The organism is Bacillus sp. JZ39, from assembly GCF_053903145.1.
Genome location: NZ_CP096389.1, coordinates 497,722 through 522,098, shown reverse-complemented (window position 1 = coordinate 522,098; position 24,377 = coordinate 497,722). Strand labels below are relative to the sequence as shown.

General features: G+C 43.0%; 30 protein-coding genes, 7 tRNA genes and 1 pseudogene. 4 read left to right on the top strand and 34 right to left on the bottom strand.

Going from position 1 to position 24,377, the window contains the following annotated elements:
* Positions 1–95 precede the first annotated feature (95 nt).
* Positions 96–638, bottom strand: a complete 543-nt coding sequence (locus M1D65_RS02710; RefSeq protein ID WP_003234256.1) for a cysteine hydrolase family protein — start codon at positions 636–638, stop codon at positions 96–98.
* A gap of 114 nt (positions 639–752) precedes the next feature.
* Here M1D65_RS02710 and lrpB point away from each other — a divergent pair, with 114 nt between their 5' ends.
* A complete protein-coding gene (gene lrpB, locus M1D65_RS02705; protein ID WP_032727157.1) occupies positions 753–1,202 on the top strand; it encodes a transcriptional regulator LrpB in 450 nt (149 codons plus the stop codon).
* 122 nt (positions 1,203–1,324) lie between these two features.
* On the opposite strand, the gene lrpA is transcribed toward lrpB, so the two are convergent.
* Entirely contained in the window at positions 1,325–1,735 is a 411-nt protein-coding gene (gene lrpA, locus M1D65_RS02700; protein ID WP_003246601.1) for a transcriptional regulator LrpA, read from the bottom strand.
* 259 nt (positions 1,736–1,994) lie between these two features.
* Here lrpA and M1D65_RS02695 point away from each other — a divergent pair.
* Positions 1,995–3,013, top strand: a pseudogene (locus tag M1D65_RS02695) (LLM class flavin-dependent oxidoreductase).
* Between the two features lie 306 nt (positions 3,014–3,319).
* Here M1D65_RS02695 and M1D65_RS02690 read toward each other — a convergent pair.
* The 8 genes from M1D65_RS02690 to M1D65_RS02655 all read right to left on the bottom strand — a co-directional run bounded on the left by M1D65_RS02690 (position 3,320) and on the right by M1D65_RS02655 (position 4,611).
* Positions 3,320–3,403, bottom strand: a tRNA-Leu gene (locus M1D65_RS02690).
* 81 nt (positions 3,404–3,484) lie between these two features.
* Positions 3,485–3,566: transfer RNA gene (locus M1D65_RS02685), tRNA-Leu, on the bottom strand.
* An 11-nt stretch (positions 3,567–3,577) separates the two neighbouring features.
* A tRNA-Lys gene (locus M1D65_RS02680) sits at positions 3,578–3,653 on the bottom strand.
* A 26-nt stretch (positions 3,654–3,679) separates the two neighbouring features.
* Positions 3,680–3,754: transfer RNA gene (locus tag M1D65_RS02675), tRNA-Gln, on the bottom strand.
* Between the two features lie 11 nt (positions 3,755–3,765).
* Positions 3,766–3,837, bottom strand: a tRNA-Glu gene (locus tag M1D65_RS02670).
* Positions 3,838–3,866: 29 nt separating this feature from the next.
* Positions 3,867–3,957: transfer RNA gene (locus M1D65_RS02665), tRNA-Ser, on the bottom strand.
* 4 nt (positions 3,958–3,961) lie between these two features.
* Positions 3,962–4,036, bottom strand: a tRNA-Asn gene (locus tag M1D65_RS02660).
* A 122-nt stretch (positions 4,037–4,158) separates the two neighbouring features.
* Positions 4,159–4,611, bottom strand: coding sequence for a SprT family protein (locus M1D65_RS02655; RefSeq protein WP_003234309.1), 453 nt, complete (start codon positions 4,609–4,611; stop codon positions 4,159–4,161).
* Between the two features lie 103 nt (positions 4,612–4,714).
* Between M1D65_RS02655 and cmpA the strand changes: the two genes are divergently transcribed.
* A complete protein-coding gene (gene cmpA / locus M1D65_RS02650; RefSeq protein WP_003225207.1) occupies positions 4,715–4,828 on the top strand; it encodes a cortex morphogenetic protein CmpA in 114 nt (37 codons plus the stop codon).
* Positions 4,829–4,837: 9 nt separating this feature from the next.
* Here the strand turns inward: cmpA and M1D65_RS02645 are convergent, their stop codons facing one another.
* The 19 genes from M1D65_RS02645 to acpS all read right to left on the bottom strand — a co-directional run bounded on the left by M1D65_RS02645 (position 4,838) and on the right by acpS (position 17,044).
* A complete protein-coding gene (locus M1D65_RS02645) occupies positions 4,838–6,997 on the bottom strand; it encodes a Tex family protein (RefSeq protein WP_456270759.1) in 2,160 nt (719 codons plus the stop codon).
* A 93-nt stretch (positions 6,998–7,090) separates the two neighbouring features.
* On the bottom strand, positions 7,091–7,534 hold the full coding sequence (locus M1D65_RS02640; RefSeq protein ID WP_014475883.1) for a MarR family winged helix-turn-helix transcriptional regulator: 444 nt from the start codon (positions 7,532–7,534) through the stop codon (positions 7,091–7,093).
* Positions 7,518–7,958, bottom strand: a complete 441-nt coding sequence (locus M1D65_RS02635; RefSeq protein WP_003246529.1) for an EVE domain-containing protein — start codon at positions 7,956–7,958, stop codon at positions 7,518–7,520. The genes M1D65_RS02640 and M1D65_RS02635 overlap by 17 nt, the downstream gene beginning before the upstream one ends.
* Positions 7,955–8,191 carry a hypothetical protein gene (locus M1D65_RS02630; protein ID WP_228394539.1) on the bottom strand — a complete coding sequence of 79 codons (237 nt, stop codon included), beginning with the start codon at positions 8,189–8,191 and terminating at the stop codon, positions 7,955–7,957. The genes M1D65_RS02635 and M1D65_RS02630 overlap by 4 nt, the downstream gene beginning before the upstream one ends.
* Positions 8,142–8,303 (bottom strand): hypothetical protein, encoded by a 162-nt coding sequence (locus M1D65_RS02625; RefSeq protein WP_003246653.1) that lies wholly within the window; start codon positions 8,301–8,303, stop codon positions 8,142–8,144. The genes M1D65_RS02630 and M1D65_RS02625 overlap by 50 nt, the downstream gene beginning before the upstream one ends.
* Entirely contained in the window at positions 8,264–8,380 is a 117-nt protein-coding gene (locus tag M1D65_RS02620) for a hypothetical protein (protein WP_120027795.1), read from the bottom strand. Before M1D65_RS02620 ends, M1D65_RS02625 begins: the two co-directional genes overlap by 40 nt.
* Before the next feature lie 110 nt (positions 8,381–8,490).
* Complete coding sequence (rsbX, locus tag M1D65_RS02615; RefSeq protein WP_456270758.1) at positions 8,491–9,096, bottom strand: phosphoserine phosphatase RsbX; 606 nt, start codon at positions 9,094–9,096, stop codon at positions 8,491–8,493.
* Entirely contained in the window at positions 9,096–9,884 is a 789-nt protein-coding gene (sigB, locus tag M1D65_RS02610) for an RNA polymerase sigma factor SigB (protein WP_003246715.1), read from the bottom strand. The genes rsbX and sigB overlap by 1 nt, the downstream gene beginning before the upstream one ends.
* A complete protein-coding gene (gene rsbW / locus M1D65_RS02605; RefSeq protein ID WP_021481702.1) occupies positions 9,850–10,332 on the bottom strand; it encodes an anti-sigma B factor RsbW in 483 nt (160 codons plus the stop codon). The genes sigB and rsbW overlap by 35 nt, the downstream gene beginning before the upstream one ends.
* A complete protein-coding gene (gene rsbV, locus M1D65_RS02600) occupies positions 10,329–10,658 on the bottom strand; it encodes an anti-sigma factor antagonist RsbV (protein ID WP_014475877.1) in 330 nt (109 codons plus the stop codon). Before rsbV ends, rsbW begins: the two co-directional genes overlap by 4 nt.
* A 68-nt stretch (positions 10,659–10,726) precedes the next feature.
* A complete protein-coding gene (rsbU, locus tag M1D65_RS02595; protein WP_456270757.1) occupies positions 10,727–11,734 on the bottom strand; it encodes a phosphoserine phosphatase RsbU in 1,008 nt (335 codons plus the stop codon).
* Between the two features lie 11 nt (positions 11,735–11,745).
* The gene (gene rsbT / locus M1D65_RS02590) at positions 11,746–12,147 is read right to left on the bottom strand and encodes a serine/threonine-protein kinase RsbT (protein ID WP_003225192.1); all 402 of its coding nucleotides are present in this window, start codon (positions 12,145–12,147) and stop codon (positions 11,746–11,748) included.
* Between the two features lie 3 nt (positions 12,148–12,150).
* Entirely contained in the window at positions 12,151–12,516 is a 366-nt protein-coding gene (gene rsbS / locus M1D65_RS02585; RefSeq protein WP_003225190.1) for an RsbT antagonist protein RsbS, read from the bottom strand.
* Between the two features lie 4 nt (positions 12,517–12,520).
* Entirely contained in the window at positions 12,521–13,345 is an 825-nt protein-coding gene (gene rsbRA / locus M1D65_RS02580; protein ID WP_009966610.1) for an RsbT co-antagonist protein RsbRA, read from the bottom strand.
* Positions 13,346–13,460: 115 nt separating this feature from the next.
* Entirely contained in the window at positions 13,461–13,811 is a 351-nt protein-coding gene (ndoA, locus tag M1D65_RS02575) for a type II toxin-antitoxin system endoribonuclease NdoA (RefSeq protein ID WP_003156187.1), read from the bottom strand.
* 4 nt (positions 13,812–13,815) lie between these two features.
* On the bottom strand, positions 13,816–14,097 hold the full coding sequence (gene endB / locus M1D65_RS02570) for a type II toxin-antitoxin system antitoxin EndoAI (RefSeq protein ID WP_003225183.1): 282 nt from the start codon (positions 14,095–14,097) through the stop codon (positions 13,816–13,818).
* Positions 14,098–14,212: 115 nt separating this feature from the next.
* Positions 14,213–15,382, bottom strand: a complete 1,170-nt coding sequence (alr, locus tag M1D65_RS02565; RefSeq protein WP_015252766.1) for an alanine racemase — start codon at positions 15,380–15,382, stop codon at positions 14,213–14,215.
* Between the two features lie 114 nt (positions 15,383–15,496).
* Positions 15,497–16,513 carry a LolA family protein gene (locus M1D65_RS02560; protein WP_003234282.1) on the bottom strand — a complete coding sequence of 339 codons (1,017 nt, stop codon included), beginning with the start codon at positions 16,511–16,513 and terminating at the stop codon, positions 15,497–15,499.
* A gap of 165 nt (positions 16,514–16,678) precedes the next feature.
* The gene (gene acpS, locus M1D65_RS02555; protein WP_015252768.1) at positions 16,679–17,044 is read right to left on the bottom strand and encodes a holo-ACP synthase; all 366 of its coding nucleotides are present in this window, start codon (positions 17,042–17,044) and stop codon (positions 16,679–16,681) included.
* A 94-nt stretch (positions 17,045–17,138) separates the two neighbouring features.
* Between acpS and M1D65_RS02550 the strand changes: the two genes are divergently transcribed.
* Positions 17,139–17,738, top strand: a complete 600-nt coding sequence (locus M1D65_RS02550; protein WP_041850724.1) for a rhomboid family intramembrane serine protease — start codon at positions 17,139–17,141, stop codon at positions 17,736–17,738.
* Here the strand turns inward: M1D65_RS02550 and M1D65_RS02545 are convergent.
* From M1D65_RS02545 to M1D65_RS02525, 5 genes are all read right to left on the bottom strand, one after another.
* Positions 17,735–19,213: a PH domain-containing protein gene (locus M1D65_RS02545; protein ID WP_038827771.1), complete on the bottom strand. Its 1,479-nt coding sequence runs from the start codon at positions 19,211–19,213 to the stop codon at positions 17,735–17,737. The genes M1D65_RS02550 and M1D65_RS02545 overlap by 4 nt on opposite strands.
* A complete protein-coding gene (locus M1D65_RS02540) occupies positions 19,203–19,682 on the bottom strand; it encodes a PH domain-containing protein (protein WP_003234318.1) in 480 nt (159 codons plus the stop codon). Before M1D65_RS02540 ends, M1D65_RS02545 begins: the two co-directional genes overlap by 11 nt.
* 172 nt (positions 19,683–19,854) lie before the next feature.
* On the bottom strand, positions 19,855–21,339 hold the full coding sequence (gene cshA / locus M1D65_RS02535; protein WP_070548594.1) for a degradosome RNA helicase CshA: 1,485 nt from the start codon (positions 21,337–21,339) through the stop codon (positions 19,855–19,857).
* Between the two features lie 399 nt (positions 21,340–21,738).
* Positions 21,739–23,112: a UDP-N-acetylmuramoyl-tripeptide--D-alanyl-D-alanine ligase gene (locus tag M1D65_RS02530; protein WP_411263215.1), complete on the bottom strand. Its 1,374-nt coding sequence runs from the start codon at positions 23,110–23,112 to the stop codon at positions 21,739–21,741.
* Positions 23,113–23,183: 71 nt separating this feature from the next.
* The gene (locus M1D65_RS02525; protein WP_041850722.1) at positions 23,184–24,269 is read right to left on the bottom strand and encodes a D-alanine--D-alanine ligase; all 1,086 of its coding nucleotides are present in this window, start codon (positions 24,267–24,269) and stop codon (positions 23,184–23,186) included.
* Positions 24,270–24,377: the final 108 nt, after the last annotated feature.

Here is a 24,377-nt window from a genome sequence, read left to right as displayed (position 1 = left end):
GATGTCCAGAAGTATTTTTCTGAACATCCTTTTTTAAGTTGTTGAATCATCTTTCTTGTGAAAAGAAAGACGTTATGTTCGCGCAGGAAATTCTTTTATTTTAAAAATGCCTCTGTGGTTTTTACTGTTGCATAGACACCATTTAATGCGGCCATAAATGCGTAATGGACATGCTCAGCAGGAACGATTTTATCTTCAATTTGCAATGTTGTTGTTGCGCAAGCATCTTCTACCACTTGGCATACATAACCATGTTCAACTGCAGAACGAACTGTTGCATCAATACACATATGGGACATCATACCGCAAACAACTAATTCTTTAACCCCTTCTTCTTGTAGCTTTCCATTTAAATCTGTATTGAAAAAGCTATTCGGCATATGTTTTACAATGACTGTCTCTTTCTCTAATGGACGTACTGACTCATGAATTTCGACACCTTCTGTATTTGGATGGAAAAAATGAGCGATGTTACCTTCTGTGATATGCTGTACATGAAAGACAGGTGCGCCTGTGTTTCTAAAGTGTGAAAGTAGTTTAGCCGCATTTTGTGCTGCTTTCTCTGGGTTTGTTAAAGCCATCTTCCCATTTGGAAAGTAATCATTTTGAATATCAATCACTAATAAAGCTGTTGTCATTTTTTCACCTCTTAAAATTTTTATACTGTATAAGGATATATAATTTCCATTGAATTTTCGATGGTCTCATGAAATACTATTATGTAAAACTTTTTCACTGTGAAAGGAGTTACTATGCAAATTGATTCAATTGATTTTCAAATTCTCCAATTATTAAATAAAAATGCTCGGATACAATGGAAAGAAATCGGTGAAAAAATTCATATGACAGGACAAGCGGTAGGCAATCGCATCAAAAAAATGGAGGATAACGGTATCATTAAAGCATATTCGATTGTGGTTGATGAATTGAAGATGGGGTTTTCTTTTACAGCCTTTGTCTTCTTTTTCATGAATGCATATACGCATGATGATTTATTGAAATTTATTGCTACTCGTAATGAAATTAGCGAAGCTCATCGTATTTCGGGAGATGCATGTTATCTTCTGAAGGTAACGGTTCATTCACAAGAAGTTTTAAATCACCTTCTGAATGATTTATTGAAGTATGGAAACTATCAGCTTTATTTGTCTATTAAGGAAGTAAAAAAGCATTATAATACTTCATTAATGTCTGATGAATAATGCGCTTGTTATTATAATGTATAAAAAGGCCCCAGCTTGGTAAATTCCATATCCAACCTAGGGCTTTTTTAGAGCATATATATCATGTTATATGACCGCACATCTCCGTTTTATAAAGTTAACTATTTACCAATAACAATCGACACTTTATAGTTTGCATGTTTATTTAAGTCATTTAAAAATTGATCTAATACCTCGTTTGAAGGAAATTTACATTCAAGCAAATAGCAACCGTCTCCACTAACTTTATAATTGTTTATTACATAGTTATCTTGTGTTTCTATAAAAGCTAAATAGGGTTGATGATGGATTTTTTCGATATAAATATTAAGAAAAGCATGTATAGAGAAGCCTAATTTCACTTGATTCACTTCGATACTACATCCTTTTATTATGCCATTGTCTATTAACTTTACTACTCTTGATGCGGTTGCTGGTGCAGTGAGATGTACTTTTTCCCCTAATTTTTTCATTGTAAGGCGACTATTTTTAGACAGCTCATCAAGTATTTTTTTATCTATTTCATCAATCATTTTCTTGTATCCTTTCTGAAAAATAAGATGTATTTTACATATTTTGTTCACTGAACATTTTTTTATGTTTGCTTAAAACTTTAAAAATAAAGTGAAATTGTGAAATAACTTTATTTTGCCTATGTATTGATCGTTTGAGAAAGTATATATTTATTTGCATGCAAATCAAAGAGGAATGGACACCATTTAATATGAAACAATTTTTCAAAATGTTTTTTCCATTGATCTTGTATAAGTTCATTATTTTAGAGGTGAAATTATGAAAAAATTTGATATATCTGTTTTTTCAGTTGCTCCATTAAGACAAGGAGAAACAATGAAACAAGGGATTGATTCTGCAGTGTCATTAGCTAAAGCTGTAGATAATATGGGCTATAAACGGATTTGGTTTGCAGAGCATCATAATCACGACGCTTATGCAAGTGCAGCAACCGTATCAATTGTACAACATATATTAGCAAATACAAAAGACATTCGCGTAGGTTCAGGGGGTATTATGTTGCCAAATCATTCCCCATTAATCGTAGCGGAGCAATTTGGAACACTTGAAACATTATATCCAAATCGTGTAGATTTGGCATTAGGACGCGCACCCGGAACGGATCAAAAAACGGCCGATGTGATTCGTCGTTCCAACCATAATGGAGTGTTTTTCTTTGAAAGAGAAGTAAATGATATTTTGCGTTTTGTCGGGGATAAGAGTGTACAGGGTGAGGTTCGCGCTTATCCGGGTATTGGAACGCATGTGCCTGTTTTTGTGTTAGGATCCTCAACGGATTCAGCGGAAATTGCTGCAAAGCTTGGTTTACCCTATGCATTTGGCGCTCAATTTTCCCCCATTCGATGGAAGAAGCGCTCTCTATTTATCGAGAAAATTTCCAACCGTCTTCTTATTTACAAGAACCTTATGTGATCGCTTGCATTAATGTGATTGCAGCAGAATCTATAGACGAGGAATCTTTTATTTCTGCAAGTCATTTGCAGGTGTATATTGATATTTATACAAATAATTTAAGTAAGCTTATTCCACCCACTGAAAACTTCCTAGAATCGTTATCACAGTTTGAATTAGAAATTCTCCACAGTCGACTGGGGTATACAATCATGGGTGATCGAGAAACAATTCGTCGCGAACTAATTGATTTCCAACAAATGTATCACGCAGATGAATTAATTGTGTTATCTAATATTTACGAATTGAGCAAGGAAATTCAGTCGTACGAGATTTTAAAACAGGTTGTGGATGAGTTGTTTAAAAAAAGAATGGAGCAACTTTAGAAATCGAGTCAGTTGTATTAGCTTATGTTCTCCTCAAGCGCGATTGTTAAACAAGAAAGAAAAGGGTGATACATATTAATCATGTATAATATGTATCACCCTTTAGTTTTTTGAACGAATAGGACATGGTTCGTTTCTTTTACAATGAACGGATATCTTTTTCCTAATAAACAGAAGGAACTGCCGACCGTTTGGATGATTACTTTAAGTAACTGGTGAGTTTTGGTGAGCAACTCTTCTCTCATAGCCGTATTTCCGCACAAAAAAATAATACCAAAGGTGGTTAAACCCTTGGTATTATTGAGATGCGGCCGAGAGGACTTGAACCTCCACGGGTTATTCACCCACTAGGCCCTCAACCTAGCGCGTCTGCCATTCCGCCACGACCGCGTGATCATTAAATTGTGTTTGTGCTGGTTTAGTAGGCTCTTAACCTAGTAAAACCGATTTGCGTGCACTTTGTAAATAAAGTGCGGGTGAAGGGACTCGAACCCCCACGTCGTAAGACACTAGATCCTAAGTCTAGCGCGTCTGCCAATTCCGCCACACCCGCAAAAAGACAAATGGTGAGCCATGAAGGACTCGAACCTTCGACCCTCTGATTAAAAGTCAGATGCTCTACCAACTGAGCTAATGGCTCTTACTATTAGATTTCAAAAATAAAAATGGCTGGGCTAGCTGGATTCGAACCAACGCATGACGGAGTCAAAGTCCGTTGCCTTACCGCTTGGCTATAGCCCAACGAAATGGAATGACCCGTACGGGATTCGAACCCGTGTTACCGCCGTGAAAGGGCGGTGTCTTAACCGCTTGACCAACGGGCCGATGGTTGAGAACTTATATCGAAATCTTATGGCGGAGAAGGAGGGATTTGAACCCTCGCGCCGCTTACGCGACCTACACCCTTAGCAGGGGCGCCTCTTCAGCCACTTGAGTACTTCTCCAATATGGCTCCACAGGCAGGATTCGAACCTGCGACCGATCGGTTAACAGCCGATAGCTCTACCACTGAGCTACTGTGGAATAATGAGACAAGACTTATTATATCAGCCTTGATTTGCAGTGTCAAGAGGTAAATGTTTTTATTTATCTCTCGTGACGACTTTTATAATGTAACATAGGCTTGCCATATTCGTCAACCTTTTTCACGAAAAAATTCTTTTTATTTTTCCGCGGCATTTTCCGCATCTGTATCTGTCAGGGTTCATGGCGCGCTTCTTTATATACTGTTGGCCGCAGGCCGTACAGATATACATATAAGTTTTTTTGTTTTCCGCTTTTTTCTTAAGGGGTGTACAGAACCTCGGCGCGTTGACCTGCTGCAATAGCATTCTAAAATCTCTGTCTCTGTGCTTGTACCCTTTTCCTTCAAGGTGGAGATGATAATGGCAGAGCTCGTGCTTGATGATGCCGATCAGCTCCTCCCTGCCGTGTTCAATCAGATATTTTCTGTTCAATTCAATGTTATGAGAGGTTAACAGGTACCTTCCGCCCGTGGTTTTAAGCCTGTCATTAAAAAGCGCCTGATGGCGGAACGGCTTTTTAAAATATGTTTTAGAAATATCCTCTGTCAGCTTTTGAAGCTCTATATTATCCATAGTGCACCTCACTTAAAAAACATTGAACGGGACAATTCACCGTTCGCATACAATATGGTAATCACCGTCCCTCTTATGATAAAAGCTGAGGAGGAATGAGCCTATGCCAAATTGGCTTAAAAAGCAGATGCAAAAAGCGTTCCTTGAAAAAGATAATTACCAAATTAAACTGCTGAATCAATGCTGGTATTTCTATAGGAAAAAACACTGCTCGTAAGCAGTGCTTTTATTTTACCATAGACAGCGATACTCTGCCTTTTTGTACATCTACGCCGTCAACCCAAACTGTCACAATATCGCCGACAGATACGACATCAAGAGGATGCTTGACGAATTGATTGCTCAATTTTGAGATATGCACAAGCCCGTCTTGTTTGACTCCGATATCAACAAACGCTCCAAAGTCCACTACATTGCGCACGGTGCCCTGCAGTTCCATTCCCTCTTTCAAATCTTCCAGCTGAAGGACGTCTGTTTTCAGCAAAGGCTTAGGCACCTCATCGCGCGGATCGCGTTCCGGCCTTGTCAGCTGTTCACAAATGTCTTTCAGAGTGATTTCGCCGATTCCCAGCTCTTTTGCCGTTTCAGAAAGCGCCAGCTGATTGATTTTGTCCTTCAATTCCGCCGTGCCGATATGTTCTGTTGAAAGTCCGAGTTTTTTCAGAAGCGCTTTTGTTTCTTTATAGCTTTCCGGGTGAATGCCTGTTCTATCCAAAGGCTCTGTCCCTTCCTGCACTCTTAAGAAACCGATACATTGCTCATAGGTTTTCGCACCGAGCCTTGGGATGTCCTTCAGTTCTTTTCGATTTGAAAACTTTCCGATTTCCTCACGTTTTTTGACAACGTTGCCTGCTACAGACTTCGATAATCCCGCTACATACTGAAGCAGCGCGGCGGAGGCTGTGTTGACGTTTACTCCCACCTGGTTTACGACCGTTTCGACTACAAACCGCAGAGATTCATTTAAGCGTTTTTGGCTGACGTCATGCTGATACTGTCCGACACCAACAGACTTCGGATCGATTTTAACGAGCTCCGCAAGCGGGTCTTGAAGTCTTCGCGCAATAGACACGGCACTGCGCTCTTCAACCTTAAGGTCAGGGAATTCTTCTCGGGCCAGCTCTGAAGCCGAATAGACGCTTGCACCCGCTTCATTGACGATCACATAATAAATTTTGCGCGGCATGTCTTTCAGTACATTGACGATGAATTGTTCTGTTTCTCTGGATGCTGTGCCGTTTCCGATCGCCACCATCTCGACTTGATACTGCTCAAGAATCTTTTTCACTTTTTCATGGGCTTCTTTTGTTTTGTTGACTGGCGCATGCGGATAGATCACATCAATTTCCAAGACTTTTCCAGTCTCATCTGACACAGCGAGCTTACAGCCGGTTCGAAAGGCTGGGTCAACACCGAGAACGGTTTTGCCTTTCATCGGCGGCTGCAAAAGAAGTTTTCTCAAGTTCTCTGAGAAAATATGAATCGCCTGTTCATCAGCTTTTTCTGAGAGCTCTTTCCTGATTTCACGCTCGATTGCCGGCTGGATCAGCCTTTTATAGCTGTCTTCAATTGTCTCCTGCAAAATCTCTTTTACGGATGTTGAGCGATTTTTAATGATTTGTTTTTCTAAATACGCCTTAATGTGATCCGCAGGCGGTTCGATTGACACCTTTAAAATATCTTCTTTTTCGCCGCGGTTCATTGCCAGTACCCTATGCGGAACGACTTTTGCAATTGGCTCTTCATACTCGTAATACATTTCATACACATTTTTCTCATCGGTGTCTGCCGACTTTCCGGTTGCGGACTTAATGGTTCCTCTTTTGAAGGTTTCCTGGCGAATCCACTTTCTGAAGGTCGGCTCGTCTGAAATTTGTTCCGCAATAATGTGCTTGGCGCCTTCAATCGCTTCTTCTCGTGTGAACACTTCTTTTTCTTCGCTGATGTATTGGTCTGCTGTTGCTGCCAGACGATCATCTTGGGGAAGTGTCAGGATATAGTCGGCAAGCGGCTCAAGGCCTTTGCTTTTGGCGACTGTCGCCTTTGTTTTACGTTTTTGTTTATAAGGGCGGTAAAGGTCTTCCACTTCCTGAAGCTTCACCGATTGCTCGATTTTACGTTTTAGATCATCTGTCAGTTTATCCTGCTCTGCAATCAGCCTGATGACTTCTTCTTTTCGCTGATTCAGGTTTTGTATGTATTGCCAGCGTTCAGAAATCGTCTGAATCTGAACCTCATCCATTGAACCCGTCTGCTCTTTTCGATACCGGGCAATAAACGGGACTGTATTGCCGTCCTCAAGCAGGCGGATGACACTTTCAACGTGTTTTTGTGATAAACTTATTTCTTTCGCAATTTGCTGTTTTAAAAGGGCTGACGTTTCCATGTAACCAAAGCCTCCAATTTTGTCGTTCTGTCTCTAGTGTATCAAAAACCGAAAAAAACACATAAAAAAAGACAGCTGACGCTGCCCGTATCTTTACTCATGTTTCAATAGTTCCTGTAATCCGCTCAGAAAATTCTCTTTTTTCATCGCAGCTGCAAAGAAGGCTTGATCAATCTTCTCAACAATTGGCAAAGCCGCTGTTACTTTTTCTCCTCCTGTTTCTGTAAGAGACAGGAGAACCTCTCTTTTATCTTGGGGATTTTTGCTTCTTTCGATAAATCCTTTTTTCTCAAGCGTCCGCACAACCTCCGAAACCATCATGATATTGGTCTGGCTGAAGCTTGCAAGTTTTTTTTGCGTGACGGTTTCTCCGTGAGCAATCATATACTTGCACGAGGTCAGCAGAACAAATTGAACGTGGGTCAGGTCAAACTCAGCCAATGCTTTTCCCACTTTCCTCTGCCAGCTTTGCGTGGCCTGCCATAATAAAAAGCCCGGGCTTGTGTTCGGACCGCTAAATTTAGAGTGCCATTCCACTTATGTTAACTCCCATCGCTTGTGCTATTGTCAAAAAATCTTTTTTGCTTATTTCAAAGTGTCCTCTGCGAAATAAAAAGCCAAGATGCTTGGTTTCCTGAACGAATTCAAGCTTTGATTTAATGTCGTAAAAACCGATTTTATGGCATGGATAATAGTCTATATCTAATCGGTATGGAATAAAATTCGGAGCCATTTGATACGGATAGATGTTTCCGCTTTTTACTTTGCCGATCGCAGTAAAGCTTCGCAGCAGTTTGCCGTCTGGATATGCGTCTCTCGGAGAATAATAAATCAGCCAATCTCCCTCTTTCATTTTGGCGAGCGGGGCTTTTTTTCCATGGCACAGCTGTGCAAAACCGCCGGCAGCGCCTTTTAATACATGCTGCTCTGACACAACGCCGATCCAATAATTTGTGTTCATTTTATCACTCCTCCGCAAAGGTGAACAAGCCTGCTGACAGCCGTCGGCATGTCTTTAGACAGTTCAGTCCCAATGATTTCTCCCCACTTTTTTGCTTCAGCGCCTTCTAATACAATTCCATATGTGATACACAAATCTTCTTTTTGCTTTTGAAGCACGTGAAAAAACTCCATTTTTACATTGCTATGCGGGCATGTTGACCATGACAGAAAACGCCCGATGTTTCTCCACATGCTCAAGCCATAAGAGAATTGTTTTTCCTTGCAGAAGCAATGTTCCTTCCGTTCCATTTTGAAATTGTCCTTTCAAAGAATCTGATGCAATACCCGTCTCCCATTGATCCATTGTTTCTGTTTCCTGATAACAGTTCCAGGTTTTCCCACATCCGCATCAGCTATCGCTGTGTATTCATAATTCCACATCCATAAGCTCCCAGAATGATAAGTTCACTTATTAATTATAATAAGCGCACTTATTAATAGTCAACCGCAAAAAAAAAGAAGCCGGATGTCCAGCTTCTTTTTCTGGTTTTTTAGGACAGCTGTCCGAGAATATAGGTCAGGTCATCTTTTCTCGATGTCGTATACATTTTCATTTTCAGCGAATTCGATATTTCTTCTACCGATTGGCCTTTTTTTAAATGGGAGCGGATATCAGGTACGTTGAGTCCATCTGTATGTATAATGAACTTTGAACCCTTTTCATAGGTGGCGGTGTGCGTTTTGTATTTTTGCGGCTTGCCTGATAAATAGCCCGAAATCGGCAGAGGATAAAAGCTTTCACCAGACGGGGAATGCAGAATAAACCGTACATTTCCGACAGAGCAGTACGTAAACTGCCTTTGCTCAAAATTGATTTTCAGGATAGATGCTGTAGCGCCTCTTTTGTTTTTCATCGCCTGATTACAGCGTTCGATAATTGTTTCTACGTCTTCACTCGCATAGTTTTCCACTAAGTCTTTGATGGCTGCAGAGGATTCGTTAGCAAGTGATCCGCTTCCCAGTCCGTCAGCAACCGCGCAAATTAACTCCTTATCATCAGCTTTCATAAAAAAGCTGTCACCGCAAATCGATTTCCCTTCTTTATTCAGTTGATATACTAGAGTTTGAATATGCTCATTTTCTTCAACCTGGATCATTACATTAACTCCATCGAGGGATCTTCAATCAAGGCCTCTCTGAGCTTCTTCACAGCTTTGCGCTGCAAGCGCGAGACGTGCATTTGAGATATACCGAGAATGTCCCCAGTTTCTTTTTGGCTTTTGTTTTGAATATACGTAAGGTCTATGATTTGTTTTTCACGATCTGAAAGGACATGAAGCACGCTTTGCAGCATCAATTGCTGGTTGACCCGCTCATATCCGTCCTCCTGTGATCCGACGATATCAAGAATCGTGACGGTGCTTCCGTCCGAATCCGCTTCAATGCTGTGGTCAACGGATAAGGCTTGGTAGCTTTTGCCCATTTCCATCGTTTCAAGAACCTCTTCTTCAGAAACATCGAGGAATTCGGCAATCTCTTCTACTTTCGGCGATCTTTGTGTTTCAGTGGTCAGCTGATCAACCGCCATTTTGATTCTTGGACCCAGTTCTTTAATTCGTCTCGGCACATGAACGCTCCATGTTTTATCTCTGAGGAAACGTTTAATTTCACCGATGATTGTCGGAATTGCAAAAGCTTCAAACGATTTGCCGACAACAGGATCGTATCGCTTAATCGCGCCTAGCAGCCCGATCATGCCGACCTGGCGGAGATCCTCGTGGAAGCTTTTGCCTTTTGAATATTTTTTCGCAAGCATGTCAACCAGATTTGTATACACCCGCACAAGCGTTTCCTGCGCCTGTTCATCTTGCTTTGTTTGGTAATCGCTTATGAGCCGATCGACTTCATCTTTAGTTAGTTTCGTAGTTTTTGATGGTTGTGTCATGATCAACTCGCTCCCCATTTAAATACTTTGTCATCGCTACGGTGACGCCGGAGTGGTTTTGCACTCTGACTTCATCCATGAGCGTTTCCATTAAATATAGACCGAGCCCTCCTTCTGATAATTGATCAACTGTGTGCGAAGGTGTGTACGGCCCTAGATCCTGCTGCTTTTGATCAAAGTCAAAGCTGTCTCCTTCATCCGCCACAATAATCTCTAAACGGTCTTCAAACACACCGAATCGTATTGACACTTCCCCAGTTTTATCTTCTTTGTAAGCGTGCTGAACCGCATTTGTGCACGCTTCACTGACTGCGATTTTCAAATCTTCAATTTCATCGTACGTATAGCCCATTCTGCTTGCGACCCCTGATAGCGTCAGTCTTATAATTCCAACATATTCAGGTTGGGCCGGCACTTTCATTTCGATGTAATCAACATTATTCTTCATTGCACTCCACCTTCTGACTTTGCAGAAATATCAATGATGTCCTTCAAGCCTGTAATGTCAAACAGTCGGATCAGCCGGTCAGAAAGATTTTCAAGTTTCAGCGACCCGCCTTGTTTTTTCACCATTTTAAAGGTCCCTACAAAAACGCCCAATCCGGTACTGTCCATGTAGCTGACATCTTTCAGGCAAATTCTTAAGTCAGCTCCTTGTTCTGCCAGAGGAACGAGCTTCTCTCTGAGCACCGGGGCTGAGTATACATCAATTTCTCCTGCAATGTTTACTTGTATATCATTCTCGTTTTGCTTCACATCAACATTTATATTCATTCGTATCACCTCAAATTTTCCTTCAAATCACTAATCACTAGTTGCTTTATACCCTCGTCTGGCAGACGTTAAACCTTTCTCCGCAAAACAATTAACGTAAAATCATCGTGAAGCTGAAAATCCTGCAATTTGAGGAGGCTGTCATAAATGTTTTTGACCATTTCCTGCGCGGAGGAACACATATGTTCCTCAATGAGCTTCTGCAGATCAGGACGCTCCAAGAAACCGTTTTCCGTTTTGCATTCTGTGACGCCATCAGAAAATAAAACAATCATATCGCCCTTTTCCAGATGCTGATCGAATTGTTTGTAGTCATAGTCCTGTGAGATGCCGAGAACGAGTCCTTTGGCCTCTAAATCGTAAAACGTGTTGTCCTTTTGAGAATAATAGAATCCCGGTTCATGTCCCGCTGAAGCATATGTAAATTGATGATTGTCCATATTGTAATTCGCATAAAACATCGTAATAAACATACTGGCATCAACGTTTTGTTCAACAACACGATTCAAATTTTTCAGCACTTGAGAAGGGTGTATGCCCGTTTCCGGCAAAGAGTCCATCGCGTATTTAATCATGGACATGCATAAAGCCGCTGGAATGCCTTTTCCGATCACGTCCGCGATTGCGATATTGATGGATTCCTTGTCTTTGACAAAATGGTAGTAATCACCGCTCATCTGTTTAGCGGGAACACTGATGGCGCCGATATCCAGCGCTTCCTCCTGAGGAACTTTAGTTCCGAGCAGCGTCTGCTGGACATTTGCCGCGATTTCAATTTCTGATTTGATTTCCTGCTGTATCCCTCTAAGGGTTTGATGCTCCTGATAAGCCATTCCATAACCAATCATGACTTCTATTAAAAAATCCAGCGAATGAAACACATCTTCCGGGAGACTTGGATACAGCTCCTTCAGCACTTTTCTGTGAATGCTGATGATTTCTTCCGGAGGAATTTGGTGCTCGATTGTTTTTCGGCTGAATTTTTGGGCTTGATATAAAGATGTTTCTGTTAATTCGGCTATATATCGGCTAAGCAGCTGATGATACCGCTGCTCAATAACCTCCCTAAAATCCACGTTCTTACCTCCTACCGAAGCCATTTGATGGCTTGTATCTCTGTTCCTTCCCCCGCTACGGAATTTAAGCTGAATTCATCCATCAGCCTTTTGACCCCGGGAAGTCCCGCACCAAGTCCTCCAGACGTTGAAAACCCGTCTTCCATGACTTTTCGGATATCAGGAATTCCCGGCCCTTGGTCTTCCGCTATGATTTTCAGGCCTTTTTTTCCTCTGTCTGCGACCTGTTCAATTCCAATCTGCCCTTTGCCGGCATATAAATAAATATTCCTGGCTAATTCTGAAATAGCCGTTGTAATTCTAGCCTGGTCTACCGTGCCGAAACCCAGTTCTTTCGCAACGTTTCGTCCCAGCTGTCTGGCGGCCACAATATCCCATTCTGTCATGATTTTTACACAGGATTGGTCGTTCATTCGCTATTCCCCCAATTCCCGCTTCAATGTCTCAAGCCCCTGCTCTAAGTCGAGCGCAGTTTCGATTTCCTCAAGCGCGATTCCAAGTTCAATCAGCGTCACTGCCACAGCGGGCTGAATGCCGGTCAAGACGACTTTAGCCCCCATTAACTTAGACATTGTAATGACGTCGCCCAGCACTTTCGCGATAAATGAATCAATCATATCCACAGATGTCAGGTCAATGACGACTCCGTTAGCACCTGTTTCGTATATTTTATTTAATAAGTCTTCTTGAAAAGTTAATGCTGTCTGGTCATCAAGTTCCCATTGAATGGATACTAATAAGCAATTATACAGTTTCAAGATCGGGATTTTCGGATGTCTCAAAATGTTATTCCCCCAATGAAACGATTTTTCGATCCGTCATTTCCAATGCTGTTTGAATTCCTTTTTGCAGGGTATTCTTAGTTATAACTTGGGATAAATCAATCCCCAGGTTGACGATTGTTTGAGCAATTTCCGGACGGATTCCGGCCAGCAGGCATTTTGCTCCGACAAGCCTTACAGCTTCTGATGCCTGAATAATATGATGGGCAACCATCGTATCGACGACAGGGACACCTGTAATGTCAATCAGCACGACTTGGGAACGGTGTTTGACGACGCCATTAAGAAGGTTTTCCATAATTCGTTTCGCGCGTTCGGTATCAATTGTTCCGACAAGAGGCATCACAGTGATATTTTCAAACACCGGGATAAGCGGGGCAGACAGCTCTTGCAGTGCGATTTTTTGCAGAGATACTGTTTTTTCCCATGAGATTGAGTATTGATTAAAAATTTCTGTGTTAATCGGGCTGAAAAAGCGGTCAATCTGCCAGATTAATTCCGTGCTCTCTTGATCTGGCAATCTCTTATCATTCATTTTCGTGTAGAGACGCTTCCAGAATTCAGCAAGCGCAGTAGCCAAAAACTTCATAGACAGTCCGATTTGGACTGCTCGAAGCGCCAGTTCGCTGATTTGGCTTTCAGCAGCGTTTTCGTCCTTAACAGACAGCAGCAGAATGTCGATATATTCTTTAGATATATTTTCATACACTTGGTCAGTCAGCTGATAGGATTCTTGCTCGCTTAATTCTTTTAGTGTGTCAGTCCACAATTGGAGCAGTTCATTTTGATTTTCGGCAATGAACTGGTATACAGTCTGGTTCGACATCAAATTCGCTTACCTCCCAATAAAAAACAACATATTTTTTTCGTTATTTCACTATTATATCGTTTATGTTTTTTGAAAACAAAAAAAGTTGCTCTATTTGAGCAACCTGCAAATATGTCTAAAAATCAATGAGTGCCAAACTGATTTGTAAGGCTTCATCAACCTTATCCATCATTTCATCATCCAGATGAGTAATCTTATCCGTTAACCTTTGCTTGTCAATCGTCCGAATTTGCTCCAGCAAAATAACGGAATCTCTTTCAAAACCGTAGCGTTTTGCATCGATTTCGACGTGGGTTGGTAATTTCGCTTTCTGTATTTGTGCTGTTATGGCTGCAACAATAGCAGTTGGGCTGAAGCGATTTCCGATGTCATTTTGGATCACTAAAACCGGGCGCACCCCGCCTTGCTCTGAGCCAACAACAGGAGATAAATCAGCAAAATAAACATCGCCGCGTTTCACAATCAAATGATTATCCTCCGCTGACTAAGCGCTCAACTGTCGTTTCAGCCTCGCACTCCGCAAAGTGAGCCTCAGAAGAAATATTCAGGTTGATTTTCGCCATTTCCATATAGCCGCGTCTCATCAAATCACGGTTGTGACGAGTTGTTCGTTCGCTGACATACGCTCTCACTGCTTGTGATATCAGTTCGTTTCTGCTTCGTTTCTCCCGCATCGCTACACCATCCAATTCAGCTACTAGGTTTTCGGGCAAGCTGATTTTCATTTCGGTTCTTGCGCTGGATTCAGACAAAAAACATACACCTCCACCAAACTTACGGATACGACTCTTTTATCCATCCAGTGATAATGATACCATTATTCACTCTTCAAGCAAAGCTGTTTTATGAATTCTCCATTTAGGTAAGTTAATTGCTTGTATTTACCTGCAATAAAGGATTTCTTACTTCCATTATACTCCCATTTTCCAAAAACATACGGGGAACACGGGAACTTATTGTACAGGCCACCTCATAGTTAATGGTTTCGAGCCTTCCTGCAATCTCATCCATGGAAATATATTCATCCCCCTGCCGGCCTATTAATGTGACTTTTGTGCCCGGCGGATATTCCTGATCCAGCTCCACCATAAATTGGTCCATGCAAATTCGGCCGGCAATTTTCAGGCGTTTTCCCTTCACAAGGATGTCAGTCCCTTTCAATTTTCGGAGCCACCCATCCGCATAGCCTACAGGCACCGTCCCGATCCATGTATCTTTTTCTGCTGTGTACTCGGCTCCGTAGCTGACGCTCTCGCCTTTTCTGATCAGTTTGACATGCGACAGCGTCGAATGCAGGGTAAATGCCGGACGCAGCTGAAACGGTATCTCGTCCGAAATGTCAGCAGACGGGCGAAGGCCATACATGCCGATGCCGAATCTGACTGCATTAAAAAAGCCTTTTTTCAGCCGGAGTCCGGCGGCGCTGTTCGCGCAGTGGACCATCAGATTCTTTAACGGCAGCGGAGCAATCAGCTCTTTAAAACGCTCAAACTGCATTAAGAAATAGCCTCTTTCTTTTTCATCCGCTGTCGCAAAATGGGTAAATACCCCTTTGCACTTTAAACGAGGGTTGCGGTCAAGAATGGCCATCACGTTCTGAACTTCTTCCTCTGTTTTTACACCAAGTCTGTTCATCCCCGTATCGACCTTCAGATGAAAATGAAGAGAACCTTTTTTCGTGTGGCGGGCTGCCTCCTGAAGCCATTCAACAGAATAACCTGTTAAGGTCACGTCATACTCAGCAGCAATTGCAACATACTCCGGGGGAACCGCGCCAAGCACCAATATAGGCGCCTTCAATCCCTTTTTGCGCAGTGAAATCGCTTCATCCAAAATGGCCACGGCCAAGCATGAAGCACCTGCGTCAAGAGCAGCCTTTGCTGTTTCTGCATCACCATGCCCGTAGGCGTTTGCTTTCACAACTGCCATCAAGTGGACATGTTCACCGATATGTTTTTTCATATTGCTGACATTTTCCTTTATCGCGGACAAGTCAATTTCCGCCCACGTATCTCTGTAAAAAGGTTTTGTGCTCATTACGACACTTCCTAGCTTTTATTCAATATCATTTACATATCATACTAAAATTAAAGGCTAAAGGGAAACGATGTCTAACGAAAAAAAGGCCAAATCATGTTTGGCCTTTGGCGGTTATTTCGATGATTGTCCCTGCATGCTTTTCGCTACTGTCACCATTTCCTCTTTAGAAAGATCTTTAGAAGAGAGAAGGTAATCTACGCCGTCATATGTCCATGATAATGATGCATCCGACAGGGCGCCGATAGTGTAGCCGAGATTTACCGGTTCGCCGTTCAGCGTAACGGAGGAGGAAGCCTTGGCAATCTGGGCTTTTTCCTGAATTAACGTAAATGATTTTTCTCCTCCGTACGTCATGATGATGCGCTTCCCGTCTTCAGTAGATATATCTTTTTCTTCAAGCAGCTTGACGCCAAGCGGCAGTTCCAGCGGCGTTTTGACCGCAAATGTATCGGAAGGCTTCGCGCTTGTGGCGACATCCATTTGAGAAAGAGTCATATTTTTCTTTTCGTCAAATGATTCTTTATCAAATTGTTTATTAAATTCAAAGCTGCTGAATTCTACTTTGACCATCACTTTCCGGTCAGTATCCATCACTTTGACAGATGACGGGCTCATATCTTTTTTGTTAAATGTGATTTCTTGCGTGGGCAGCATTTTGTTATGCTGATAGTTTGTTTTTGTTTCAAATACGTATTTCTTTTCTTTCGCTGTGAAAACTGCATCCGAATCGTTTTGAACATCCTTTACGAGCGATTCAAACAGATAAACCTGGCTGCTGTTGTTCGGCCAATCGCTTTGAAATCTGAAGCTCTTATTTAAAGACGGCGTGAGAACGAATACTCCGTTTTCATTTCGTAAAATGACTTGGTTTTGGTCCTTTTTCGGATTTTCTAAATAAACCCTGTACAGAGACGGCTTTTTGTGCCAGATTTCCACATTGTATACTTGAGGCTCACTCCCTGTCTCGATGGTCATTTTCGCTTTTGCTTTGTACGAGGTGTATTCTTTCGCCTTTTCATCTAACCCGGCCACAATATCTTGCTGTGTTTTTTGCCCGCAGGCAGAAAGAATAAGAACAGCAAGCAGTCCCGTTAAAAGCAAAACAAAGCTTTTTCTCACCTTTTTCAACCCCTTTTTCTCAATTGATGTAAAAGGAAGAAATCGCTTGTTTGACTTTAACGGTACGCTCGGTACACGTTTAGGCAGAACAGATGCGTACCATAAAAGCCTCAAACAACTTGTCTCCCTTAATGCACTATCAAATATATGAGTGGGGTTTCCCTAATATGCAGACTAGCTTGACAACCTTTCAATCACAACCTGCGCGGCAGCGTATTCTTTTGTATGAGTGATCGATACGTGAACGGCGGCCTGGCTCAGTTTCGTACAAATGATATAGGGCTTGCCATTTTGGTCTTTCCTAATTTCAATGTCCTGAAAGCTGAGCTGCCTCCCAATGCCGGTGCCAAATGCTTTCGAGAAAGCTTCTTTTGCCGCGAATCTGCCCGCGAGAAATTCGATTTTTCTTTTCTCTGAAAGCTCATAGTATTGGTCAAGCTCGCTTCGCGTCAAAATCCGCTCGGCAAACCTTTTCTGGCGCCCAGCCATAGAGGCGATCCGTTTAAGCTCGGTAATGTCCAGCCCAATGCCGTAAATCATGTATGATAACCTCCTTTGCGTACGTACTATTTAAATGGTTTGTCTCATAAACGTGTTACTATAGATATACCAAAATGAAGAAAAGGGGCTCGGAATGTTTATACGGACTGAAAATTTTCAAACATTTATCAGGCTTTACCCCGTTGTCACCTTTATATTGGCTTTGCAAGCTGTTCTCTGGCTGTTTTTTTCACTTCCTGCCCATTCAGTCGTGTTATGGAGGGATACCGTCACAGGCTATAATCTAGGTGTCGCAAACGGTGAATGGTGGCGGCTTATCACACCGATTTTGCTGCACGCCGGTTTCACACATCTGCTGTTTAATTCCATGTCCATCTTTTTATTTGCCCCGGCTTTGGAACGCATGCTGGGAAAAGCGCGTTTCCTTCTTGTATACGCCGGCTCCGGCATCATCGGCAATATTGGCACTTATGTTACAGAGCCGCTTGATTACGTGCATGTCGGGGCTTCAGGCGCCATTTTCGGGCTATTTGGCGTATACCTGTTTATGGTTCTTTTTCGCAATGAGTTAATTGGGCAGGAGCATTCCAAAATGATCATCACACTGCTCGCATTTGCCATTCTCATGTCGTTTATCAACTCCAATATTAACATGATGGCCCATTTGTTTGGACTATGCGGCGGGTTTCTTCTTTCGTTTTTATGCGTGCAAAAAAAAGAGCGGCGGTATTAACCGTCCGCTTTTTCATATGAGTACCACTTTAAAATGAAGGCTGCATCCTCTTCACCTACGTCCCTCACCGTTAACTCTTCCATATGGCTCGATGATTTCACCGAAGTAGAAATGGTATACAAGCGGCCTTTCTTTTGGAAATAGGATTGGCTGAACTTGCAGACCTGCATTCGTTTTTTCAGTACAATGGCGGTTGTTCTGCCTATAAATCTAGACGTCAGCTGAAGACGGTCCCCGTTGATCGTCCATGCAGCCTCTTTATACGCGAGATAGCCGAAGAGCAATTCTATCGGCAGCAGGATCACTGACAGATAGCCCCATGGCTGAAAGAAGATACATAACGGGATGATCAAAAAGAGTGAAAAAATGACAGAACGGAACAAATAGCGTTTCAACGCGCGCCGCGGCAGGCGGCGGCAGTTTTCTTCCAGCGTATATTCCGGCGTAAATGTTCGGAGCATGTGCGGAAGCTTTTTTTTATGAATCATTGGAAAGAGAATGGTCAAAGCGCCTTCTTCTTTTTCCCGGTCGCCGCCTCCTGCGCTGACGATGGACACCGTTACAAATCCGAAAAGCTGGCGAATGATATTTTCTTTGATTTTAATGGCTTGTATTTTTCGCAGCGGAATCGTGACTTGATGTTTTTCAATAATTCCCCTTGAAATCACCAGTTCCTGTTCTTTTTTTATGATTTGAAAGTTTGCGTATCTAAACATCATGCCCGCGATGCTGAAAATCCAGGCGATAAATAAACCGATAAAAATGAGTACCGCGTAAATACCAATACTGGCGTGCTGAAGGAAGGAAAATTTATCGAATAACCAATCCATCGGCAGCACTTCATCAAGCTGGGAAATAAGTGCAAATACAGCGGAGATAATGACTCCGATTCCGCCGGAGGTAGAAGCGGCCATGAGCAATTCTTTCGCGTTCATGCGATAGTGCTCTTGCACCTCAACGGACGGATCCAACTCCTCTTCAGCTTCAAGCCGTTCTTCATCAAGTTCTTCTCGTCTTTGCGCTTTTTTCTTAAAGACAGCTTCTTTGATGCGTTCGGCTTCTTCAACAGAAATAGCAGAAAGGACGGCTTCTGCCTCTTTGCCTCCGCCTGCTGTTTCAATTTGCAGCTTCACAAGCTTAAAGATTTGCTGGACAAGGCCCGCGCTCGTATTCATTGTTTGAATCCGATCAATCGATATGTATCGTTTTTTCGTAACAAATAAGCCTTCTTCAATTCTAAATTCATCATCTTCAATTCGATAGGTAAACCTTCTCCATTTGATGATGCTTGCCGCTACAAGCCAGATGAACAGCACACCGAGCGCAATAGCCCCGTAAAAACGGACAGTATGGTTTGAATTGACAATATACACAAAAAAGAATGGCAGAATGATATTTTTTATCGTTTGAATAATGGTATGGCATAAATTCAAAATGACTGCTGCCGGGTGCAGGCGTTTCGGTTCAGACATCATCGTCAGTCACCCTCGCCAGACGGGAAATGGAGTCTCTCAGCCGATCCGCTTCCTCCATCTCTAAAGCGGGGATCGAATGAACGGTCGCGGCCGTGGAAATTTTCACCGTTGCCAGGTTGTATTTTTTTAATAATGGCCCTTGTGACGTATCGACGTGCTGAACTCTGACCATCGGAACAATCACACGTGTCACCACAAAAATACCTGACTGAATATCTATTTCATGTTCATGGACTTCATATCGCCACACCTTATGACGGACCTTCGGAATGATAAAGACCGTCACAATCGATCCCAGCAGCCAAACAGCGCCGAGCACGCCGCTGATCCAGTAAGGCCAATGAAAATAATAGCTTAACACTGCAACTGCAATGACAATAAGTAAGCAAACAGCGGATATGATGATCTCTTGAAGTCGCCAAACCTTTAATCCGTCTGGACTGATTTGGTTTTTTGGCTGCTCTCTCAAAAATACCTACCTCCCTTTTTTTCGTCGTTATTTATACGTCTCTTTTACAGAAAGGTTTCATTCTTAAGCATACAGAGAAAAATGGCTTCCGTCAGCTGAAAGTTTGCTGAATAACAAATCGCGAACATAAAAAAGCCCAAAACATCATGTTTTGGGCTCTGAATCGATCAAATTAGTAAGATTTTTTCTGGCGTCTGTCACTTGAAGAACGGCGATCGTTTGAACGCTTTTTGTCATAGGAAGAACGGTTGTTGCTTTTCCCTTTTCCGCCGCGGTAGCCGCCGCCTTGACCGTCTCTGCGTTTAGAAGAGCGCTGGTTCTTGTAGCGTTTGCTGACCATCGGCGCTTCGTCTGTTAAGCGAACCGGTGTGTCGTCTGGCTCTTTTGTAGCCATTTTGATAGCCGCCGCAACCACTGTTACTGCATCATGATCTTCAAGCAGCTCAGCTGCCGCTGTCATGTAGAAGTTCAGGTTGTTTTCACTGATTGTTGTGCGAAGACGTTCAACAGTAACCTGTTGCTGGCCTTCTAACGCTTCATCAAGTGTAGGCTCCTTCATGCGGTCCATTTTGCGTTTTGTTGTTTGTTCAATTGCGCGAAGCATGCTTTTCTCACGCGGTGTAATGAACGTCATCGCCATACCTGTTTTTCCTGCACGGCCCGTTCTTCCGATACGGTGAACGTAGCTTTCAGGATCTTGAGGCACGTCGAAGTTGTATACGTGTGTAACACCTGAGATATCAAGTCCGCGAGCGGCAACATCAGTTGCGACTAGAACTTCGATTGCGCCTTCTTTAAATTTACGAAGCGCAACCATACGTTTCGCCTGCGTTAAGTCACCGTGAATTCCTTCAGCTGCATATCCGCGAAGGTTCAGGGCTTCTGCCAGCTCATCGACACGGCGTTTTGTACGTCCGAATACGATCGCAAGCTCAGGAGACTGAATGTCAAGAAGGCGAGTCAGTGTATCGAATTTTTTGCGTTCTTGCACTTCCAAATAGAACTGCTGAATGTTAGAAACCGTCATTTCTTTCGCTTTTACTTTTACGTGTTCCGGCTCAGTCATAAAGCGCTCTGCAATGCGTTTGATCGGCGCAGGCATTGTGGCAGAGAACAGAAGTGTCTGATGCTCGCTAGGCACGTTTGAAAGGATAGATTCAATATCGTCAATGAATCCCATGTTCAGCATTTCATCCGCTTCATCCATTACAACGGTATTTACGTTGTTTAAACGAATTGTGCGGCGGTTGATGTGGTCAAGAAGACGGCCAGGTGTTCCGACAATAATATTCGGATTCTTCTTTAACGCCCGGATTTGCCGTCCAATATCCTGTCCGCCGTAAATAGGAAGAACCTTCGCACGTTTATCTTGTCCGATTTTATACAATTCTTCAGATACTTGAATGGCTAATTCACGGGTTGGCGCGATTACGATTGCTTGAATATTAGGAGACTCGGGGTTAATTTTTTCAACAAGGGGTATACCAAACGCAGCTGTTTTACCTGTACCTGTTTGCGCTTGTCCAATGACGTCTTTATTTGAAAGTCCGAGCGGTATCGTTTGTGCCTGAATCGGTGTTGCTTCTTCAAATCCCATACGATTAATTGCTTTCATGAGATCAGAACTTAAATTAAAATCTTGAAACGTTATAGTCAAATTATTCAAACTCCTTCTAATTGCTGTTTCAGTAATGTCGTGATTTACCACTTATAAAACTGCCCTTTAGACAAGAAGGACAGGATCCATCCGTATACAAAGCCCGAATTACTTTAAGTTTTATCTTACCATTACACTATTTGTTTTTCAATAAGATGAGAAGCAGATCGGCATCTCGAATATGCCGGCTGCTGCTCCATCCGCTCCCAAGAATCCAGCGGAGAACTTCGGGTCACGATGAAAAGTCCGGACGAATATGTTCGTATCGCGAAATAACCTATATATATTGTATCATAGCCGTAGCCGGCCAGATATACATAATTTTCGGCCGGCATACATTAGTGTTTGCATATCATGTTATTTTATGATGCAATATGTGTTTTTTCGCAAAATATTTTCTTATGAAAGCGGGCTCTCTATTAAATCTTTAACGATTTCTTCAAGCTTCATACCTCTGGACGCTTTGAATAAAATCAAATCGCCTTTTGATGCGTTTTCCTTCACAGCTTGGAGGAGATCTTTTTTCTCAGTGTAATGGCTGACGCGGTCTTTCTCAAAGTGTTTCAGGGCGCCTTCCGCGATAAAAGCTCCCAGTTTTCCGTACGTAAAGACGCGGTCAATTTTATCAGGGCTGATCACAGCGCCGCACTCTTTATGGAACGTTTCTTCAAGATCGCCGAGCTCAAGCATATCACCGAGCACGAGCATTTTTTTGCCGTAGCCTTCAAGGCTTTCTGTCAATTGAATTGCAGCTTTCATGGAAGTCGGGCTCGCATTATAAGCGTCATTGATTATCGAAAGGCCGCTGTCTGTTTTGATGAGTTCAAGTCTCATACCGGTTACCTTTAGGCCGCTCAGTCCTTTTGCCGCATCCTCAGGCGCGATGCCAAAATAAGCCCCTGCAGCAATCGCTGCCATGGCGTTCATCACATTGTGCTTGCCGAGTATCGGAATAAAAAACGTGTTTTCTATCCCTTTGATTGTAAAATGGGTTCCTTCCTCACTCTGGCTGACATCCTGAAGCTGATAATCATTATGCGTTCCCGTACCGTACGTTTTCGTCTGGCAGCTGTATGCATTTTGAAGGAGCGGCTCGTCCCCGATATAAATCAGCACTCCGTCTTCTTTAAGCCCGTTAATGATTTCAAGCTTCGCCTCCGCGATGCCCTCTCTAGAGCCGAGGTCTTGCATATGCGATTCGCCGATATTCGTAATCACTGCCGCATCCGGGTTTGCCAGGCGGCTCAAGAGGTCAATTTCTCCTTTGGCGCTCATTCCCATCTCCAATACGGCGATCTCCGTATTTTCAGGCATCGCTAAAACTGTCAGCGGCAAACCGATATGATTATTGAAGTTTCCTCCAGTTTTGTGGACACGGTACTGGGTCCCCAGTACGGCGTGAATCATATCTTTTGTTGTCGTTTTGCCATTGCTTCCGGTTACTCCGATGACACGCGTGCCAAGCTCCTGCAAATAGGCTTTTGCAAGTTGCTGAAGTGCAGTAAGGGTATCGTCCACTAAAATGACGGCGTGATTCTCGGGCGGATTTGGTACTGACCGATCCCAAAGAACAGCCGCTACACCAGCTTCAAAAGCCTGCTCCACAAAAGAGTGGCCGTCAAAACGTTCCCCTTTCAGCGGAATGAAGAGCTGATGTTGTTCCAGTTTTCTTGTATCGGTTGCCACTCCATGAATGACTGTTTGTTCATATTGCGGATTTGTTAGTGTGCCTTTAACCATTTCGGCAATGTTTTTTACTGTTCGCTTAATCAAGTAAGGTCCCTCTCTTTCTTTTGTATATACGGGAAAAAACACTGCCCTTTTACCGGCAGTGTCCTTCTTCATTAGAATGTATGCTTAATCAATTGTTTTTCAGCGTGGCGTTCTTTTGCAAGCTCCACAAGCTGTTCAATCAGGTCAGCATATTCCACTCCGGCTTCTTTCCAGAGCAGCGGGAACATGCTGAAAGGTGTAAAGCCAGGCATTGTGTTGACTTCATTGATCAGAACTTCGCCGTCAGCTGTCAGGAAAAAGTCCGCTCTGACGAGTCCTGAACCGTCGATCGCTTTAAACGCTTTGATCGCCATATCACTGATTGTAGCGTATTCCTCATCGGTCACAATTGCCGGAATCATAAGATCAGTATCTCCATCCTCATATTTCGCTTTGTAATCGTAGAAATCTGTCTTCGGTGCGATTTCTCCCACAACAGAGCATTTAGGATCGTCATTTCCAAGAACGCCGATTTCGATCTCGCGGCCGTTAATTCCTTCTTCAACGACGACTTTGCGGTCATATTGGAAAGCAAGCTCAAACGCTTTTTGCAGTTCTTCACGGTTTCGGCATTTGCTGATTCCGACACTTGAGCCGAGGTTCGCCGGTTTTACGAAGCAAGGGTAGCCTAATTCCTGTTCAACCTCCTCACAGCTTTCTTTCGGAGAACGAGTCCAGTCTTTCTTAAGGAAAGCTGCGTATTTAGCCTGAGCAAGGCCGGCCTGAGCAAATAAATGTTTCATGACAACTTTATCCATGCCAGCTGAGGAAGCAAGCACTCCGTTGCCGACATAAGGAATGTTCAACAGCTCGAGCATTCCCTGGATCGTACCGTCTTCTCCGTTCGGTCCGTGGAGGAGCGGGAATACGACGTCGATGGCTTCATTTTGCTGTGACGCTTCCTGCGGAAACATCTCCTGGTTCAGGGCAGCTGGAGAAAAAGCATTGCCTCCTTGCTCAAATTGAAGCATTTTCACGTTTGAAACAGGCTCAGTTAAACGGGCGCCTCTAACCCATTCGCCTTTTTCTGTTATATAAATCGGATGTATATCAAACTTCTCAGTATTTAGCGCTTTGATTACAGCCAGAGCCGTCTGCAGGGAAACATTATGTTCTGCCGACTTTCCTCCGTACACTAATCCTAGACTTGTTTTCAATGGATACTCCCCCCACTACAATTCATCTTTACTATCTTATCATTTTCACCGGAAAATGATCTAATTATTTTTGGGCATGCTGATGTTGAATGCATTTGTATGTAATTC

Excerpts from the sequence above, each read along its gene's own strand:
- M1D65_RS02710 (WP_003234256.1), bottom strand. The coding sequence starts at position 638 with ATGACAACAGCTTTATTAGTGATTGATATTCAAAATGATTACTTTCCA.
- lrpB (WP_032727157.1), top strand. The coding sequence starts at position 753 with ATGCAAATTGATTCAATTGATTTTCAAATTCTCCAATTATTAAATAAA.
- lrpA (WP_003246601.1), bottom strand. The coding sequence starts at position 1,735 with ATGATTGATGAAATAGATAAAAAAATACTTGATGAGCTGTCTAAAAAT.
- M1D65_RS02655 (WP_003234309.1), bottom strand. The coding sequence starts at position 4,611 with ATGGATAATATAGAGCTTCAAAAGCTGACAGAGGATATTTCTAAAACA.
- cmpA (WP_003225207.1), top strand. The coding sequence starts at position 4,715 with ATGCCAAATTGGCTTAAAAAGCAGATGCAAAAAGCGTTCCTTGAAAAA.
- M1D65_RS02645 (WP_456270759.1), bottom strand. The coding sequence starts at position 6,997 with ATGGAAACGTCAGCCCTTTTAAAACAGCAAATTGCGAAAGAAATAAGT.
- M1D65_RS02635 (WP_003246529.1), bottom strand. The coding sequence starts at position 7,958 with ATGAACACAAATTATTGGATCGGCGTTGTGTCAGAGCAGCATGTATTA.
- M1D65_RS02630 (WP_228394539.1), bottom strand. The coding sequence starts at position 8,191 with ATGTGGAGAAACATCGGGCGTTTTCTGTCATGGTCAACATGCCCGCAT.
- M1D65_RS02625 (WP_003246653.1), bottom strand. The coding sequence starts at position 8,303 with ATGGATCAATGGGAGACGGGTATTGCATCAGATTCTTTGAAAGGACAA.
- M1D65_RS02620 (WP_120027795.1), bottom strand. The coding sequence starts at position 8,380 with ATGTGGAATTATGAATACACAGCGATAGCTGATGCGGATGTGGGAAAA.
- rsbX (WP_456270758.1), bottom strand. The coding sequence starts at position 9,096 with ATGATCCAGGTTGAAGAAAATGAGCATATTCAAACTCTAGTATATCAA.
- sigB (WP_003246715.1), bottom strand. The coding sequence starts at position 9,884 with ATGACACAACCATCAAAAACTACGAAACTAACTAAAGATGAAGTCGAT.
- rsbW (WP_021481702.1), bottom strand. The coding sequence starts at position 10,332 with ATGAAGAATAATGTTGATTACATCGAAATGAAAGTGCCGGCCCAACCT.
- rsbV (WP_014475877.1), bottom strand. The coding sequence starts at position 10,658 with ATGAATATAAATGTTGATGTGAAGCAAAACGAGAATGATATACAAGTA.
- rsbT (WP_003225192.1), bottom strand. The coding sequence starts at position 12,147 with ATGAACGACCAATCCTGTGTAAAAATCATGACAGAATGGGATATTGTG.
- alr (WP_015252766.1), bottom strand. The coding sequence starts at position 15,382 with ATGAGCACAAAACCTTTTTACAGAGATACGTGGGCGGAAATTGACTTG.
- acpS (WP_015252768.1), bottom strand. The coding sequence starts at position 17,044 with ATGATTTACGGCATTGGGCTGGACATTACCGAGCTTAAACGGATCGCC.
- M1D65_RS02550 (WP_041850724.1), top strand. The coding sequence starts at position 17,139 with ATGTTTATACGGACTGAAAATTTTCAAACATTTATCAGGCTTTACCCC.
- M1D65_RS02545 (WP_038827771.1), bottom strand. The coding sequence starts at position 19,213 with ATGATGTCTGAACCGAAACGCCTGCACCCGGCAGCAGTCATTTTGAAT.